The organism is Methylobacterium oryzihabitans (assembly GCF_004004555.2).
GTDB classification, from domain to species: domain Bacteria; phylum Pseudomonadota; class Alphaproteobacteria; order Rhizobiales; family Beijerinckiaceae; genus Methylobacterium; species Methylobacterium oryzihabitans.
Genome location: NZ_SACP01000001.1, coordinates 504,884 through 520,382 on the forward strand (window position 1 = coordinate 504,884; position 15,499 = coordinate 520,382).

General features: G+C 73.2%; 10 protein-coding genes. 6 read left to right on the top strand and 4 right to left on the bottom strand.

Annotation, left to right across the window (positions count from 1 at the left end; translation table 11 throughout):
* Positions 1-10: 10 nt before the first annotated feature.
* Positions 11-274, bottom strand: coding sequence for a hypothetical protein (locus EOE48_RS02380; protein WP_187371288.1), 264 nt, complete (start codon positions 272-274; stop codon positions 11-13).
* Between EOE48_RS02380 and EOE48_RS02385 the strand changes: the two genes are divergently transcribed.
* A complete protein-coding gene (locus EOE48_RS02385) occupies positions 273-1,547 on the top strand; it encodes an NAD(P)/FAD-dependent oxidoreductase (RefSeq protein WP_127727154.1) in 1,275 nt (424 codons plus the stop codon). The two genes, EOE48_RS02380 and EOE48_RS02385, sit on opposite strands and share 2 nt — an antisense overlap.
* A gap of 84 nt (positions 1,548-1,631) precedes the next feature.
* On the opposite strand, the gene EOE48_RS02390 is transcribed toward EOE48_RS02385, so the two are convergent.
* The 3 genes from EOE48_RS02390 to EOE48_RS02400 form a co-directional block, all read right to left on the bottom strand.
* Positions 1,632-3,749 (bottom strand): M10 family metallopeptidase, encoded by a 2,118-nt coding sequence (locus EOE48_RS02390; RefSeq protein WP_187371289.1) that lies wholly within the window; start codon positions 3,747-3,749, stop codon positions 1,632-1,634.
* A gap of 289 nt (positions 3,750-4,038) precedes the next feature.
* Entirely contained in the window at positions 4,039-6,075 is a 2,037-nt protein-coding gene (pbpC, locus tag EOE48_RS02395) for a penicillin-binding protein 1C (RefSeq protein ID WP_246153916.1), read from the bottom strand.
* A gap of 440 nt (positions 6,076-6,515) precedes the next feature.
* The gene (locus EOE48_RS02400) at positions 6,516-11,813 is read right to left on the bottom strand and encodes an alpha-2-macroglobulin family protein (protein ID WP_127727157.1); all 5,298 of its coding nucleotides are present in this window, start codon (positions 11,811-11,813) and stop codon (positions 6,516-6,518) included.
* A 293-nt stretch (positions 11,814-12,106) separates the two neighbouring features.
* Between EOE48_RS02400 and sugE the strand changes: the two genes are divergently transcribed.
* The 5 genes from sugE (at position 12,107) to EOE48_RS02425 (ending at position 15,313) form a co-directional block, all read left to right on the top strand.
* Positions 12,107-12,427, top strand: a complete 321-nt coding sequence (sugE, locus tag EOE48_RS02405; RefSeq protein WP_127727158.1) for a quaternary ammonium compound efflux SMR transporter SugE — start codon at positions 12,107-12,109, stop codon at positions 12,425-12,427.
* 124 nt (positions 12,428-12,551) lie between these two features.
* Positions 12,552-12,881, top strand: a complete 330-nt coding sequence (locus tag EOE48_RS02410; protein WP_127727159.1) for a non-heme iron oxygenase ferredoxin subunit — start codon at positions 12,552-12,554, stop codon at positions 12,879-12,881.
* A gap of 99 nt (positions 12,882-12,980) precedes the next feature.
* The gene (locus tag EOE48_RS02415; protein WP_127727160.1) at positions 12,981-14,081 is read left to right on the top strand and encodes a catalase family protein; all 1,101 of its coding nucleotides are present in this window, start codon (positions 12,981-12,983) and stop codon (positions 14,079-14,081) included.
* Positions 14,082-14,253: 172 nt separating this feature from the next.
* Positions 14,254-14,928, top strand: coding sequence for a hypothetical protein (locus EOE48_RS02420; RefSeq protein ID WP_127727161.1), 675 nt, complete (start codon positions 14,254-14,256; stop codon positions 14,926-14,928).
* Positions 14,918-15,313, top strand: coding sequence for a type II toxin-antitoxin system death-on-curing family toxin (locus tag EOE48_RS02425; RefSeq protein WP_187371290.1), 396 nt, complete (start codon positions 14,918-14,920; stop codon positions 15,311-15,313). The genes EOE48_RS02420 and EOE48_RS02425 overlap by 11 nt, the downstream gene beginning before the upstream one ends.
* The last annotated feature ends 186 nt before the right edge of the window (positions 15,314-15,499 follow it).

A 15,499-nucleotide genomic window follows, 5' to 3' on the forward strand; every position in this document is an offset into this window, starting at 1 on the left:
GGCCGCGGCCTCACCGCACGAGCCTTGCCGCTGCCGCCGCGCTCATCTCCTCGGCGTCGGCGGGCAGCAGGGTGCGCCCGGCGACCATCCGCCCGGCCGCCGCCCGCGCCGCGGCGCGGGTCTCCGGGAAGGCCAGGACGCTGCCCTTCTGGTTGCACAGGGTCTCGGCGGCGACGCCGCGGGTCGGGTTCCAGGCGGTGGAGGTCGCCCGCGACGCCTCTCGTCCCGGGCGCCTCTTGTCCCGGACGCGCGGGCGGCCGATAGGAGCCGCCATGTCAAACGCAATGACGGCCGACATCGTGGTGATCGGCGGCGGGATGGTCGGCCTCGCCTCGGCCATCGCCCTGAGGGATCGCGGGCTCGACGTGGTGCTGTGCGACCCCGGCGAGGCGCGGGCGCGGACCTCCTACGGCAATGCCGGGGTGGTGAGCCGCGGCTCGATCCTGTCGATGGCGAGCCCGGGCCTGTGGGGCAAGCTGCCGGCCTATCTGCGCAACGCCGATCCGGGCCTGCGCCTGCGCCATCGTCACCTGCCGCGGGTGCTGCCCTGGGCGGCGCATTTCCTCGCCGCGTCGCGCGAGTCGGCGTGGCGGCGCACCGCCGCGGCGCTCGCGCCGCTGACCGCCGCGGCCTACGGCGAGCACCGGCGCCTCGCCGAGCGGGCCGGCACGACGCACCTGCTGCGCCATCCCGGCTGGCTCAAGCTCTACCGGACCGAGGCCGCCCTGGCGGGGTCGGCCCTGGAGCGCGACATCCTGGCCGAGAACGGCGTTCCGTTCGAGATCGTGGCCGGCGCGGCCGTGCGCGACCTCGAACCGGCGCTGATCCGGCCGTTCCACGGCGCGATGCTGCTGCCCGAGACCGGGACGATCGCCGATCCCGGCGGCCTCGTCGAGGCGTGCGAGGGGCTGTTTTCCGGCCTCGGCGGCCGGACCCTGCGCGGCACCGTCACGCGGCTCGCACCGGCGGCCGAGGGCTGGTCGGTCGAGACCGCCGGCGCCCGGGTGGCGGCGCGGCAGGTCGTGCTGGCGGCGGGCGCCGCCTCGGCCGAGATCGCCCGGCCGCTCGGCTACCGCTTCGCCTTCGCGGCCGAGCGCGGCTACCACCGCCACTACGCGCTCCGGCCCGGCAGCCCGGCCCTGAACCGGCCGGTCTACGACACCGGCGCCGGCTCGATCCTGTCGCCGATGGGCGAAGGCCGGGTGCGGGTGCTGTCGGGGGTCGAGCTGGACGCCCGCGACGCCCCGCCCGATCTCCGGCAGATCGAGGCGGCGGCGCGCGAGGCCGCCGGCACCGTGCGGCTCGGGGCCCCCCTCGACAACCGCCCCTGGCTCGGCTCGCGGCCCTCGACCCCGGACGGGCTGCCGGTGATCGGCGTCGCGCCGCGCCACCGCGGCCTGATCCTCGCGTTCGGCCACGGCCATATCGGGCTGTCGACCGGCCCGATCACCGGCCGTCTCGTCGCCGACCTCGCCACCGGCCGCGAGCCGGCGGTGCCGGTGGCGCCGTTCGCACCGGACCGGCTTCTCGGCTGGCCGCGTCCCTGAGCGGAGACCCTGGCAGCCGGGATCCCGGCCCCACGCCCATCGCGGCTCCGGGGCCTGTCCCGGCGCCGAGCCCCGGCACGCCCGTCAGGCGAAGGTGAAGCTCTGGGCCGAGAGCGACGAGAGCTGGACGTTCTGAAGCGCCAGGACGTCGCCGCTGCCATAGGCGATCAGCACGTCGGCCCCGTCCTGCCGGCTCGCCGCCTGCACGCCGGCGAAGTCCGCGAAGGCGCCGTTGTTGAACGCGATCACGTCCGCCTCCGGGCCGCCGAGCACGAAGTCGAGGATCCGGTCGAGCCCGTCGCCGCGCCCGAACGCGAACACGTCGGCGCCGGCCCCGCCGGTCAGCGCGTCGTCGCCGCTGTTGCCGAACAGCAGGTCGGCGCCCGCCCCGCCGTCGAGCGTGTCGCCGTCGGCGCCGCCCGACAGGGAATCGGAATCCTCACCCCCCGACAGGGTATCGCCCCCGGTCCCGCCGAACATCTGGTCGCCGCCGCCGCCACCGATCAGGGAATCGGCGCCCGCATCGCCGGTGAGATAGTCGTTGCCCCCGTCGCCGCTCACCACGTCGTCGCCGTCCTCGCCGTAGACACCGTCGTTGCCCTCGCCGCCGGACAGGACATCCCGGCCCTCCTCGCCGTGAACCTCGTCGTTGCCGTCACCCCCGACCCCGAGGTCGTCGCCCGAGCCGGTGCCGATGAAGTCGTTGCCCTGCTCGCCGTAGACCGTGTCGCCGCCGGCGCTGCCGAACACCGTGTCGGTGCCGGTGCCGCCGTAGACGAGGTCGTCGCCCTCGTTGCCGTCGACCCAGTCGTCGTCGTCGTCGCCGAACAGCAGGTCGTTGCCGGCCTCGCCCAGCACGGTGTCGTTGCCCCAGCCGCCGGAGCCGAAGTCGTTGCCGATCCCGCCCAGCACCGAGTCGGTGCCGTCCTGGCCCTTGAGCAGGTCGTCGCCGGCGACGCCGCCCAGCGTGTCGGCGCCGTCGCCGCCGAGCAGGGTGTTGCCGGCATCGTTGCCGCCGATCGCGTCGTTGCCGGTGCCGCCGGTCGCGTTCTCGATCAGGGAGCGGATGTCACCCTGGTAGAGCAGCGCGTTCGCGACGTTGCCGAGGGACGGGGCGGTCTGCTGGCGGTCGTGCGAGAGGTAGGTGACGCGCTGCGCGACGTCGAGGGTCGAGAACGCGCCGGGAGCGAGATCGACATCGAGATTGGTGGCGTAGTTCGAGAGGTCGTAGGTGTCGGTCCCGCCGCCGTCCCAGACCGTCATCAGGATCCTGCCGTCGACCGGAATCCCCTGGCCGACCCCGTCGATCGCCATCGTGCCGTCGGTGGCGTTCCAGGAATACGTCGTATCGCCGGCATTGGTGCCGAAATTCGCACCGTACAGATATTGCAGAGCCGCGATATCGATCTGCATGTAGGTCTGCGGGTTCTGGCGGTTGTAGTCGACCGTACCCGCCTCGTTCGGCTCCGGCTCGTTCCCGTGCTTGATCCACGGGAAGGCCGGCGACCGGTTGTAGGACATCAGGGAGAAGTCCTGCCCGTTCCGGTCGGCGGGCAGCGCCACGGAGCCGTAGCGGGGATCGGGGGCACCGGCGCGCCCGAGATCGCCGTTCAGATCCTGGGACGTGTAGTCGTCCTGGCCGTGCTTGAGGCCGAGCGCGTGCCCGATCTCGTGCATCATTGTGGCGGCGCCCCAGTTTCCCCTCTGCGGATCCGGGTAATAGGCTTGGCCCGACGTGTTGCTGAACCAGACATCGCCCGCCTTGGAGAATTCGGTCGGGAACTCCGCCATCGCCGTGTAGGGATCCCCGTCGGCGGTCGTGGGCAGCCCGGTCTGGCCCAGGCGGAAGGTGGGGCGGGATCCGTCGGCGTCGGACACCTCGACGAAGTGCAGGTTCGTGTAGGAGGCCACGAGACGGAATGCGGCCCGGGCCGAATCCTGCTGCAATCCGTTGAAGGCGGCGAAGTGATCCGGCTCCTGTCCGGCCGCGTAGCCGCTCCCGGCATAGGCGGCTGCGGTGGTCGGGAAGCTGTAGGTGAGGGTCGACGGCGTCCACCGGGTGCCGATCAGCGCCGCGTCGATGTTCCGATCGCCGGAGAACTCGTAGCGTCCGTCCACGTAGGTCTGGGCGAGGAATTCCGACTGGGAGACCGGGGCGGCCGCGTTCGAGGCTCCGGACGCATCGGCGTATGGTGCTGTCATGTCCCCCACTTCCAGCATGATGGTCACGACGATGTCGCGGCGGAGCCCGGGATGTGTCGTTTCCGGATCGGAGCGCCGCAAGCTCGTCGAGATCTGGATCAATGACGCCGATTCATTGAAAGGCCGTTACCCTGCACGCGCCGACGACCTGATTGGACAGGACAGCCAATTGCGCGTGTCCTGGTTATTCAGGTTAACCGCCAGTCATCGCTCCAATTACGGGCGTTGCGGCGTCCCGTGCGCCGGCCATGCTCCGCGCGGTGCGCGGGACGCGAGCAGGAGGCGGCGCCTACTCGATCCGCACCAGCACGCTGTCGCTGGCGCCGGAGGCGTCGACGACCGAGATCCGCACGAAGCCGGCACCGTCCGGCCGCCACTCCGCCTGCCGCCGGCCGGTCTCGGCCACCGGCAGGCTGTCGACCATCCAGGTCAGCGGCAGCGTGCCGCCGAGCGCCTTGAGGGCGAGGCCGGCGGCGCCCGGGCCGTCCGACAGGCCGAGGTCGATCCGCGACCCGTCCGGCGGGTAGGCGATGCGCAGGGGCGGCGTGCCGGGCTGGCCGGCGATGCGGGGCGCGTCGCGGCGCAGGTGGCGCAGGGGCGGCGGCAGGCCGGCGGTGGTGGCGACGAGGGCGTCGCGGGCCGCCGGCACCGGCTCGGGCTCGTGGCCGAGGCGCGCGACGGCGTCGAACAGCACCGGCGCCGCGGCGAGGCGCCCGACGAGGCCCGGCACCCCGGCGCCGTCGGCCCGGCCGAGCCAGACCGCGACGGTGAACCGGCGGTCGAACCCGACCGCCCAGGCGTCGCGGTAGCCGTAGGAGGTGCCGGTCTTGTAGGCGAGGCGCCCGGCGGCCGCGTTCTCCGGCGGCGGCGTGCCGCGCAGGGTGTCGGCGACGTACCACGCCGCCACCGGCTCGGCGATCCGGCGCGCCTCCCCGGCGGGGGCCGGGAGATCGAGGCGGCGCACCAGGGCCGGCACCTCGCCGCCGCGGGCGAGGCCGGCATGGAGCCGGGCGAGGTCGGCGAGCGTGATGCCGAGGCCGCCGAGCGCCACCGGCAGCCCGGGCGCGGCGTCCCGCGGCAGGACGATCCCGGCCCCTGCGGCGCGCAGCCGCGCGATGAACCGGGCCGGGCCGACCGCCTCCATCAGTTCCACTGCCGGCACGTTGAGCGAGAGCTGGAGCGCGCGCCGCGCCGTCACCGTACCCTGGAAGGTGAGGTCGAAGTTCTCCGGCGTGTAGGAGGCGCCGAACCGGGCCGGCCGATCCTCCAGCAGGGTCTCGGGATGGGCGAGCCCGGCCTCGAACGCCATGGCGTAGACGAACGGCTTGAGCGCCGAGCCCGGCGATCGCACGGCCGAGGCCATGTCGATCGCGCCGGAGCGGGCGGCGTCGAGGTAGCCGGCGCTGCCGACGTGGGCCCGCACCGCGCCGCTCGCGTTGTCGATGACCAGGATCGCCGCCGAGACGCCGGGGGCGAAGGCGGCGGCGCGCTCCGCCGCCAGGGCTTCGAGGCTGGCCTGGAGCCGGGCGTCGAGGGTCAGGCGGTGCTCGGGGCGCCCGGGCGCCTCGGCGAGCGCCGCGTCGGCGGCGTGGGCGGCCAGCATCGGGAACGGCTTGCGCCCGTGCGGCACCGGCTCGGCCTTGGCCGCCGCGGCCTCGTCGGGCCGCACCGCCCCGCGGGCGGCGGCGAGATCGAGCACCCGGTCGCGGGCGCGCCGCGCCGCCTCGGGGAAGCGGTCGGGACGGCGGGCCTCCGGCGCCTGCGGCAGGGCGACGAGGAGCGCCGCCTCCGCCAGCGTCAGCCGGGCCGGCTCGTGGCCGAAATACGCGAGGCTCGCCGCCCGCACGCCCTCGACCGGGCCGCCATAGGGCGCGAGCGCGAGGTAGAGCCGCAGCACCCCGTCCTTGCCGAGGCGCCGCTCCAGCTCGACCGCCCGGGCCATCTGGCGCAGCTTGGCGCCGAGCGAGCGTCCGGCCCGCGGCTCGACGAGGCGGGCCACCTGCATCGACAGCGTCGAGCCGCCCGAGACGATGCGTCCGGCGACGAGCCACTGCCCGGCGGCCCGCAGCATCGCGGCCGGATCGACGCCCGGATGATCGCGGAAGCGCCGGTCCTCGTAGGCTTCGAGCAGCGCGAGGTAGCGCGGATCGACGCCGGCCGGGCTCAGCGGCAGCCGCCAGCGCCCGTCCGGCAGGGCGAAGGGGCGCAGCAGCGTGCCGGCGCGGTCGAGGACGACCGTGGAGCGGGTCTCGGCGGCGGCGAGGTCAAGGGGCGGCAGGCGGGGGATGGCGGCGGCGAGGAGCGCGCCGGCGAAGGTGGCGAGGATAGCGGCAAGGGCGAGGCGCCACCGCCGCCCGAACCCTCCCCCCTCTGCGCAGGGCTGTCCGGCGAAAAGATGTGGCACATCTCCCCTCTCCCGAGTGGGAGAGGGGCCGGGGGTGAGGGTGGAGACGGTTCCGCAATGACCCTGAACCGTCGAGCTGTGCAGCTCGACGGTCAGTGCTTGATCTTGAACCCGGGCCACCCTCACCCCTACCCCTCTCCCACTCGGGAGAGGGGATCCCGCGCTTGATTCTAAAAGGGTTTTTGCACAGACCGCCGTTCCACTTGCGGGGGAGGGAACGCCGCTTCCGGACAAGCCGCGACCGTCGTGGGAGGCGCCACCTGGATCACCGTCGCGTTCCCCCCTTGCGGGTCCTCGTCCCGGCCCGCCCCGCATCCGCTCGCCACCCTCCCCCGGAGCGGGGGGAGGGTTCGGATTGGCGCTCACCGGGTCGCCCCGACCTCGATCGACCCGAAGGCGGTGCGGCCGTAGCGCTCGGGGCGGTACATGTCCTCGACCACGGCGGCCGGGTGGACGTAGCGGCCCGGGGTCACCGCCCGCACCGTGTAGGCGACCGTGAAGAAGGCCGACTGGCTCGGGTCGCGGTCGTAGGCGGCGACGAAGCGGTCGTCGCGGAACTCGGTCGAGACCGGCGTCACGTCGGACTTGACCCAGGCGAGGCCGGACAGCGCGTCGGCGTCGAGGAGCTTCGGGTTGTCGATCTCCAGCCCCGCCGGCAGGCGGTCGACGAGGAGCAGGCGCGCGGCCCGCGCCTGGGCCTCGGTGACCTTCAGCACCACGACGAGGCGGTCGTTCTGGCGCAGTTGCGCCAGGTCGACCGGGCTGCCGTCGAGGCGGTGGTAGCTGCGTTCGACGGTGTAGCCCCTGGCCTCCGCCGGCTCCGGCTCGGCCGGGCTGCCGGAGATGCCGAGCGCCACGTCGACCGGGGCGGTGCCGCGGTTGGCGATCGTCACCGGCTTCGCCTCCAGGGCGTCGCCCCGGAAACTGCGGTAGAGCGGGCCCGGCCGCGCCTCGCCGTCGACCGCGAGGGAGAGGCCGGCCGTCTCCTTGGCGAGGCCCTGGGCGGCGAGCACCATCCAGGCATTCTCCTGGGTGCTGGTGAACCGCGCCGTGCCGCGCTCCTCGGATACGATCGCGCCGAGCGGCTGGATCGCGTCGCGGCCGGCGCCGGTCTCGGCGGCGAGGGCGATCAACCCGGCGCCGTCGCGCAGGCGCGAGCCGTAATCGGCCCGGTACTCGGCCTTGTCGCGCTCGGCGCGCAGGGCCGCGACGGCGGACTCGAACGCCGCCTTGGCGCGGCCGCGGTCCCCGAGCAGCGCCAGCGCGGCGGCGATCTGGCCGCGGGCGAGCGGGGTCGAGAACGCCCCGAGCTTGGTGTCGGCGAGGTAGCGCAGGTCGCCCATCACCGGACGCCCGTTGCGGGCGAGCACATAGGCGGCGTAGGCCAGATCCATGCCGCCGCCAGTGACCTCGCCGGTATTGGCGACCGCGTTGCGCAGGCGGTCGAGGGCGAGGGCGAAGGCGGTCTGCGGCACGGCGAAGCCGCGCTCCCGCGCCCGCGTCAGGAAGTCGGCGACGTAGGCGTTGAGCCAGAGGTCCTCGGCGCCGCCGGCCGACCACAGGCCGAAGCTGCCGCTCGAATCCTGGCGCGACAGCACCCGTTCGATCGCGCCGCGGATCCGCTCGTCGGCCGTGCGGTCGATCTCCAGCCGGTCGAGGGCGGCGAGCCCATTGACGTAGAGGAGCGGCATCGCCCGGCTCACCGTCTGCTCGGTGCAGCCGTAGGGATAGCGGTCGAGGGCCTGGAGCAGGGCCGGCACGTCGATGCCGCCGAGCGTCGAGACCGCCACCGAGACCGACCCGGTACCCGGGATCATCTCGGCGAGAAGGTCGCCCGACAGGGTCATGCTGGCGCCGGCCGCCAGCGGCCGCACCGAGCGGCGCAGCAGGGCGCCGGTGCCGGGCTGGACCGCCAGCGCGAAGGTCTGCGCCGCGGGCGCGTCGAGGCCGGGGCCGGTCAGCCGCGCCTCCAGCCTCGCGACGCCCGGCCCGGCCGCCGTGAGCGGGATCTCGACCGCGCCGCTGGCGCCGGGATCGAGCCGCAGGGTGCGGTGGAGCGCGTCAGCCCCGGCGACGACCGGGCCGGCGAGGTCGAGGTCGAGGGTGTAGTCGCCCGCCGCCCCCTCGACGTTGTCGAGGGCGAGGTGGAGGCGCGAGCGGTCGCCGACGTTGAGGAAGCGCGGCAGGGTGCCCGAGACCACGACGGGATCGCGGATCACCACGTCGGCGGCGGCGGCCCCGACCTTGCCGGCGCTCCAGGCGGTGACCGTCACCCGGGCGGTGCCGTTGAAGGCGGGCAGCGGAAAGCTCACCTCGGCCCGGCCGTCGGGGCCGACCGTGACGACGCCGGAATAGCGCGCCAGCGGCTCCTGGGTCGGGGGCGAATCGGCGAGTTCGGCCGCGCCGCCGTCGCCGCCGGAGCGGATCGCGCCGAGCGTGCCCTGCATCCCGTCGATGAGGTAGCCGTAGAGATCGCGGACCTCGGTCGAGAGCGCCTTCTGGCCGAAGAAGAACCCGAGCGGGTCGGGGTTGGCGTAGCGGGTGAGGTTCAGGATGCCGACATCGACCGCCGCCACCGTCACCCGCGCCTCCTCGCCGGGCTTGAGGTTGGCGAGCCGGATCGGCAGGCGCAGTTCGCCCCGCGGCCGGACCTTGGCCGGCGCGTCGAGGGCCACGTCGAGGCTGCGGGCAGCGCGGTCGACCGGGAACCACGCGAGACCGAGCGCCCGGCCGGGCAGGCGCTTGGCCGCCTGATCGAGGGGCCGGTAGGCGGTGGCGACGAGGTAGGCGCCGGCGCCCCACTCGGCCCTGACCGGGATCTCGACGGTGGTGCCGGCGGCCGGCAGGTCGAGGGTGCGGACCTCGTGCACCCGGTCGCTCACCACCGCGACGGTGGCGGTGCCGGCAAAGCGCGGCCGGATCTGCGCCCGCAGGGTGTCGCCGGCGGCGAAGGCCGCCTTGTCGAGGGTGAGGTCGAGGAGGTCGGGGGCGTCGGCGCTCTCCGAGCCGCCCCAGCCGACGCTGAAGCCGACGCTGGCGGCCTCGGCGCCGGGCGCCTGCACCTCCAGCCGGTAGCTGCCGAGCCCGACCGGCACCGCGATCCGGGCCGGGGCGCCGGGGCTCAGGTCGAGGCGGCCGTCGGCAACCTTGCGGGTGGTCTTCACCGGCTCGAAGGACCAGCGGCCGTCGGCCCGATACCATTGGTAGTTCCGTTCGACCCGCACCACGGTCCAGGTGGCGCCGGGCCGGTCGAGGCGGGTGCCGTCGGGCTGGGCCGCCACCACCTCGAACCCGGCGCTCGCCCCCTCGCGCAGGTCGGCAAAGCTCTTCTTGATCGCCACGACCGGGCCGACGGGCAGGATCGGCAGGGTGACGCTGCGCTGCACCGCCCGGCCGCCGGGCTCGCCGACCTGGAGCGAAATCTTCGCCTCCAACGGCCGCGGCCCGGGCTCGGCCCGCACCGGCACGGTGAGGCGGGCGTGGCCTTGCGCGTCGGTGGTCGCGGGCGCGTCGATCTCGGCGGTGGTCGCCTCGACCCGCTCGTCGTCGAGGCCGACCGAGAACCCGTCGAGGCCGCGGATGCCGCTGGCGGCCGCCGCCTGCACCGCGACGCTGCCGGAGACCGACAGGCCGGCGCCGGGCGCGCCGTAGAGGTAGCGCGCCGCCACGTCGACGGTCGCCGGCTCGCCGGCCTTGAGCGCGGCCGCCGCCGGAGTCAGGGTGACGTCGAGCCGCTCGGGAACGTAGTCCTCGACGAGGAAGCTCGTCTCGCCGACCGGCGCCGCCTTCGGGTCGGTATAGGCGGCGACCCGCCACGTTCCGTGCTGGGCGCCCGGCAGGAGCGGCAGCGAGAAGGCGCGGCCGCCGAGGCCGGCGTCGGGCACCGAGGCGCGGCGGTACTCGACGCCGTCCGGGCGCTTGGCGACCAGCGTCAGGGGCAGGCCGGCGATCGCCGCGCCCCGGGCGTCGCGCAGGAGCGCGGTGAGCTGCACCGTCTCGCCGGAGCGGTAGACCCCGCGCTCGGGGAACAGGTAGGCCTCGGCGGCGCCGGGAGCCGGGCGGCCCTTCACGCCGCGGTCGGTGAGGTCGAAGGCGCCGAGCGACAGGTCGAGGAAGCCGTAATCGTCGCCGAGCTTCGCGACGACGAGGCTCGGCGCCTGCCCGCCCTCGCCGCGGGCGAGCCCCGGATCGAAGGCGGCGTGGCCCTGGGCGTCGGTGGCGCGCTCGGCCAGCACCTCGTTGTTGCGGGCGACGAGCCGGATCTCGGCCCCCTTCACCACCGCGGCCGAGGCGAGCGAGCGGGCGAAGACGTGGACGCCGTCGCGGCCCTTGAACGCGGTCAGGCCGAGATCCGAGACCACGAACCACTGCGTCGCCTGGGTGTCGTAGCCGCCGGATTCGTCGTCGGCCAGCGCGGTGCCGCCGCTCGGCTGGGCGAGCATCACGTAGAGGCCGGGCTCGACCTTGCCGACCGCCTGGAGCACCGGGAAGGCGGTGACCGCCTCCTTGTTGGTCTCGGCCTTGGCGGTGTCGAGGGTGCCCTTCCACACCCGCACGCCCTTCTCCTGCGCGATGGTGCGGGCGGTGGACCCGGAGAGCTGCGAGAGGAAATCCTCGGAGCGCAGGGCCGGCAGCAGGCCGCGGTCGCCGATGCGCAGCACCTCGACGTCGAGCTTCGGGGCGTTGACCGAGACCAGCGGCACCCCGGCCTGCCCGGTGCGCGGCAGCACGTAGTTGCGGCCGGTGAAGCGGACCTGGGGGGCGCGGTCGCGGACGTAGATCTCGTAATCGGCGGATTTCAGCAGCACTTCGCCAGTGGCGGAGGGCAGGCCCTGGCGCAGCACCACCGCGTAGCGCTCGCCGTGGCGCAGGCCGTCGATGCAGACCTGCTGGCCCTCGCCGGTCACCGCGACGCCGCCGGCCCCGGTGACGGCGACGTAGGGGGCGAAATCGGTCTTGCTCGCCAGCGCCTCCGAGACGCTGAAGCAGGCGCGCGGCGCGGCGGCGTCGGCATCGACCGTGTAGGTCAGGATGCGGAAGCCGTGCGCGGCCCGCAGCGCCTCGAAGGTCTTCTGGGTCTCGGGATCGGCGGCGAGCGCGAGGCTGGCCTTGTAGGCGTCGAGCGCCGGGCGCCAGCTCTCCTGCCCCGCCAGTACCGCGCCGAGGAGCGCCAGGGCCCTGGCCTCGTCCGGCCGCGCGACGGCGCGCTGGTAGGCGAGGTAGGCGGCGGCCCGGGCGCGGGCCTGGAGCTTCTGGCGGGTGTCGTAGTCGTCGCTTCCGGTGCGGCTCGCCGCCTCGGCCAGGGCCGACCAGTTGCGCCAGTCGGCCGGGTCGGCCGCCGCGGCGCCGGCCCGGGCGGCGAGGAGCGCGTCCCCGTCGCTCCCGGCCCGGTCGGCCTCGCGCCGCCACTGCGCCACGGGCTTGGCCGCCGCGTTCGGGGCTTCGGCCTTGACCTGCGCCTCCAGCCGCACCGCCTCGCTGGCGAGGCCGTCGCGCTGGAAGGTCTTGGCCGCCGGCACCAGGGCGGCCCGGACCTGCGGGCGCTGAGGCGCGGGGGCCTGCGCCAGGGCAGAGCTACCCGGTCCGAGGGCGGCGCCACCCAGTCCGAACGCCAGCGCGACGGCGCCGGCGAGGCGCCCGATCCGGTGTGCTGTCGACATGGTCCGGGCCCCGCCAGGGTTGCGATCGGGCGCGGAAGGTATCACCGGGCCGCGGGGCCGCAACGGTTTCCTGCCCGTGTCGGCGGGCGGCGGCGCGGCCGGAGGCGGCTTCCCGCGCTTGACGTTACGACCGGGTTACCCATCTGCTCCGGCATCAGGGCCGGCCCCGCCCGCGCGGCGGGACGCGGCGCCGCTCACCCGGAAGGCCACGCCCTTCCCCTCTCCGCGAGGGCGCCCCTCGCCGCGAGGCCCACGTCCGGGACGGCCCGGCTCTCGATCGCGGAGGGTCCGTCGTGGCCTGGATCAGTCTTCTCGTCGCCGGCCTGCTCGAAGTCGTCTGGGCCGCCGCCATGAAGCAGTCGGACGGCTTCACCCGGCTCTGGCCGAGCCTCGTCACCCTGGTGGCGATGATCGCGAGCTTCGCGCTCCTGTCCCTCGCCATGCGGAGCCTGCCGCTCGGCACCGCCTACACGATCTGGACCGGCATCGGGGCGGTCGGGTCGTTCGTGGTCGGCATCGCGATCCTCGGCGAGGCGGCGACGCCGCTGCGGGTCGCGGCCGCCGGCCTCATCGTCGCCGGTCTCGTCCTGATGAAGCTGTCGAGCGAGGCGTGATACGGTTTCCGGACGATTGTTCCGGAAACCGTATCATCAGCCCGCGGCGCCTGCGCGAAGACGATTTTCGCATCGCGAAGCGATCACTCGAAAATCGTATGAACCCGCACCCGGAGCGCCCGCGATGACCGAAGCGTCCCTCGTCTGGCACGACGCCGCCGCCGTCGCGGACCTCGCGGAGGGCGCGGTGATCGGCCGGACCTGCGCCGGCACCGCGGTGGCGCTCTACCGGATCGACGGCGCCTACCACGCCACCGCGGACCGCTGCACCCACGCCGAGGCCCGCCTGTCGGAGGGCGAGGTGGCCGAGGGCTGCATCGAGTGCCCGCTCCATTACGGCCTGTTCGAGATCGCCACGGGCAAGGCCCTCGGCGGCCCGGTCGGCCGCGACCTCGCCACCTATCCGGTGCGGGTCGAGGGCGAGCGGCTTCTCGTCGGGCTGCCGGGCGGATGAGGTTCGGACCGGCGACGCCCCGTCGGGCGGCTGTCACCCTGCCGCGCGGAACCGCATCCCCCCGTCCCGCTTGTCGTTCGGGCAACGTGCGAGGACAGCATGCCTGACGGGATCACGTATCTCCGCTACAGCGACGCCGTCGAGGCGAAGACGCCGGACGAGGACGAGGCGATCCGCGGCATCATCGCGTCGATGTCGCGGGAGAGCGCGACGACGCGCGCCCGCTACGGTCAGGCGGTGCGGGTCTCCCACGCCAAGAGCAGCGGGTTCGTCAAGGGCACGCTGACCGTGCTCGACACCCTGCCTCCCGAACTCGCGCAGGGCCTGTTCGCCCGTCCCGGCGCGCATCCGGTGCTGGTGCGCTTCGCCCAGGGGCCGGGCGAGCTGCTGCGCGACCGCGTCTCGACCCATCGCGGCATGTCGATCAAGGTGTTCGAGGTCGATGGCACGATGCTGCCCGGGCACGAGGGCCAGCGCACCCAGGACTTCGTCCTCGCCACCGGCCCGGTCTTCCCCAGCGCCGACGCCGCCGGCTTCCTGCAGGCGATGCGCGGCATCGAGCAGAGCGCGAAGGCGCCCGAGGGCCTCAAGGCCGCGATCTCCGGCGCCGCGCGCCTCGCCGATCAGGCGGTGAAGGCGGTGACCGGCAAGGATGTGCCGATCCTCGATTTCTTCGGCCATCCGCCCTATCACCCGCTCGCCGAGAGCTATCACAGCCAGGCGGCGCTCCGGTACGGCGACTACGTCGCGAAGATCGCCGCCTTTCCGGTCTCGCCGGGACTTCAGGCGCTCGCCGGCGAGGAACTCGACACCGACGCCGACCCGAACGCCTTCCGCAACGCGGTGCTGTACTGGTTCCAGGACGGCGAGGCGGTGTTCGAACTGCGGGTGCAGCTCTGCACCGACCTGGAGCGGATGCCGGTCGAGGACGCCTCGGTGGAGTGGCCGGAGGCGGTCAGCCCGTACCGCACGGTGGCCCGGATCGTCCTGCCGCAGCAGGACGCCTTCGGCCCGGCCCGGCAGGTCTTCGTCGACGAGGTGATGACGTTCCGCCCCGGTCACGGGCTCGCCGCCCACCGTCCCCTCGGCTCGCTGATGCGGGCGCGGCTCGCGGCCTACCCAGCCCTGTCGGAGCTGCGCCACGCCCACAACACCACGCCGGCCCGCGAGCCGGCCTCGATCGACGAGGTGCCGGATTAGGCGGGGAACCCACAGCGGCCGGCACGGGTGAGCGGATGGGCAGTCCGCGTGAGGACCATGAAGCCCATCGCCGGGGAAGCGAAAGCGGCGACGAAGAGCTGAGACGGGAAACCAGATTGCGCCAGGAGCGGCTGGCGCACTACATTCCTTCCATCAGGAGTTCCCGATGGGCTTGCCCGCCTTCGACATGTCGGCTTTCGAGGCCGTGCAAAGTGCAGTGACGAGCAAGCCGCGAGCCGCAACGACCGTTTTCCCTGCGCCAAGCCTCACATCCAACGCCTCGATCGATGAAGCGAGAGAACAGCTTCGTGCCTCGACGGATACTATAATCGAGAGATACACGTCTTGGCGTGCCGGTGTCCTACGCGGTTTGGCCGAGATGCCGATTTTGATCGAGAGCGCGTGCCGCTCTGAGTCTCTCGATCTGCTTCGGTCGCTGTCGAATCATCTTGCGGACCAACTGGAGGGAGTAGAAGGCGACCGCAAGACCTACGCCGATATGGACGGCGAAAGCATCCGCGGCGTCCTGATGATAGCAGCACGATCTCGTCAGATCTCAGCCGATACGGAGCGCTTCATGCGTCGAGAAATCAGACGCATCGAGCAGATGGCGAAGGGTCGGGCAGCTACCTATGAAAAAATTCTGACTCGAATCAGAGACGCCAGAGAGCGGCTAGACAGCTTTATATCTTCTCAGGTTTTGGACTCCGCCCCTCTACGGGAGGATGAGAAGTCTGAATACATGCAGAATGCCCTTCGGCGGCCAGCCGATGTCGAGGGCGTCAGAGAACGGACAGCGCGCCGGTTGAAGCAATTCCCAAAGACGGCTGCCTACCTTGCCCGCTGATCCTCCAATTTGGATCACGGCGGATGAAATCGAGGCAATTAATCAGGAAATCCTGAGCGGAACGTCGGAGCCGTTTCACGTCCTGAACCGTGGTAGCCTGGAAAGCGCAGCCGCTCGACCATTGAACGCCTGGGCGTATGAAGGCGAGGACGATCGCATCGTACTGGCTGTCCGCCTCCTGGAAGGCATCGGCCAGAACCACTGCTTCCAACAAGGCAACAAGCGCACGGCGTTCTTCGCCGCCTTGGAATTCATCGAGCGCAACGGCGGGGAGTACGCGGTGAATGATGGCGAGGATCTCGGTCGCCTCTGCGAAGCCGTGATCCTGCGGCAGGCCGCCCCTATGGAACTGGTCGCCCTGCTGCGACGGCGCGTGCGGTTTTGACCTGTAGGAGACGCTCACCTCTGTCCCTTCCGCCCCGCTACACCCGTTCGCCGGCATGGCCTGCGCGGCGATCGGAGGCAGGTTCGGCAGGCGGCGATTCGGTAACATGGAGAACGCGATGAGCGGACGATCCAAGCAGACTTGCGTTGGCAGGCCAACGCTTCGTCCGCTTGGTTCATTGTTTTG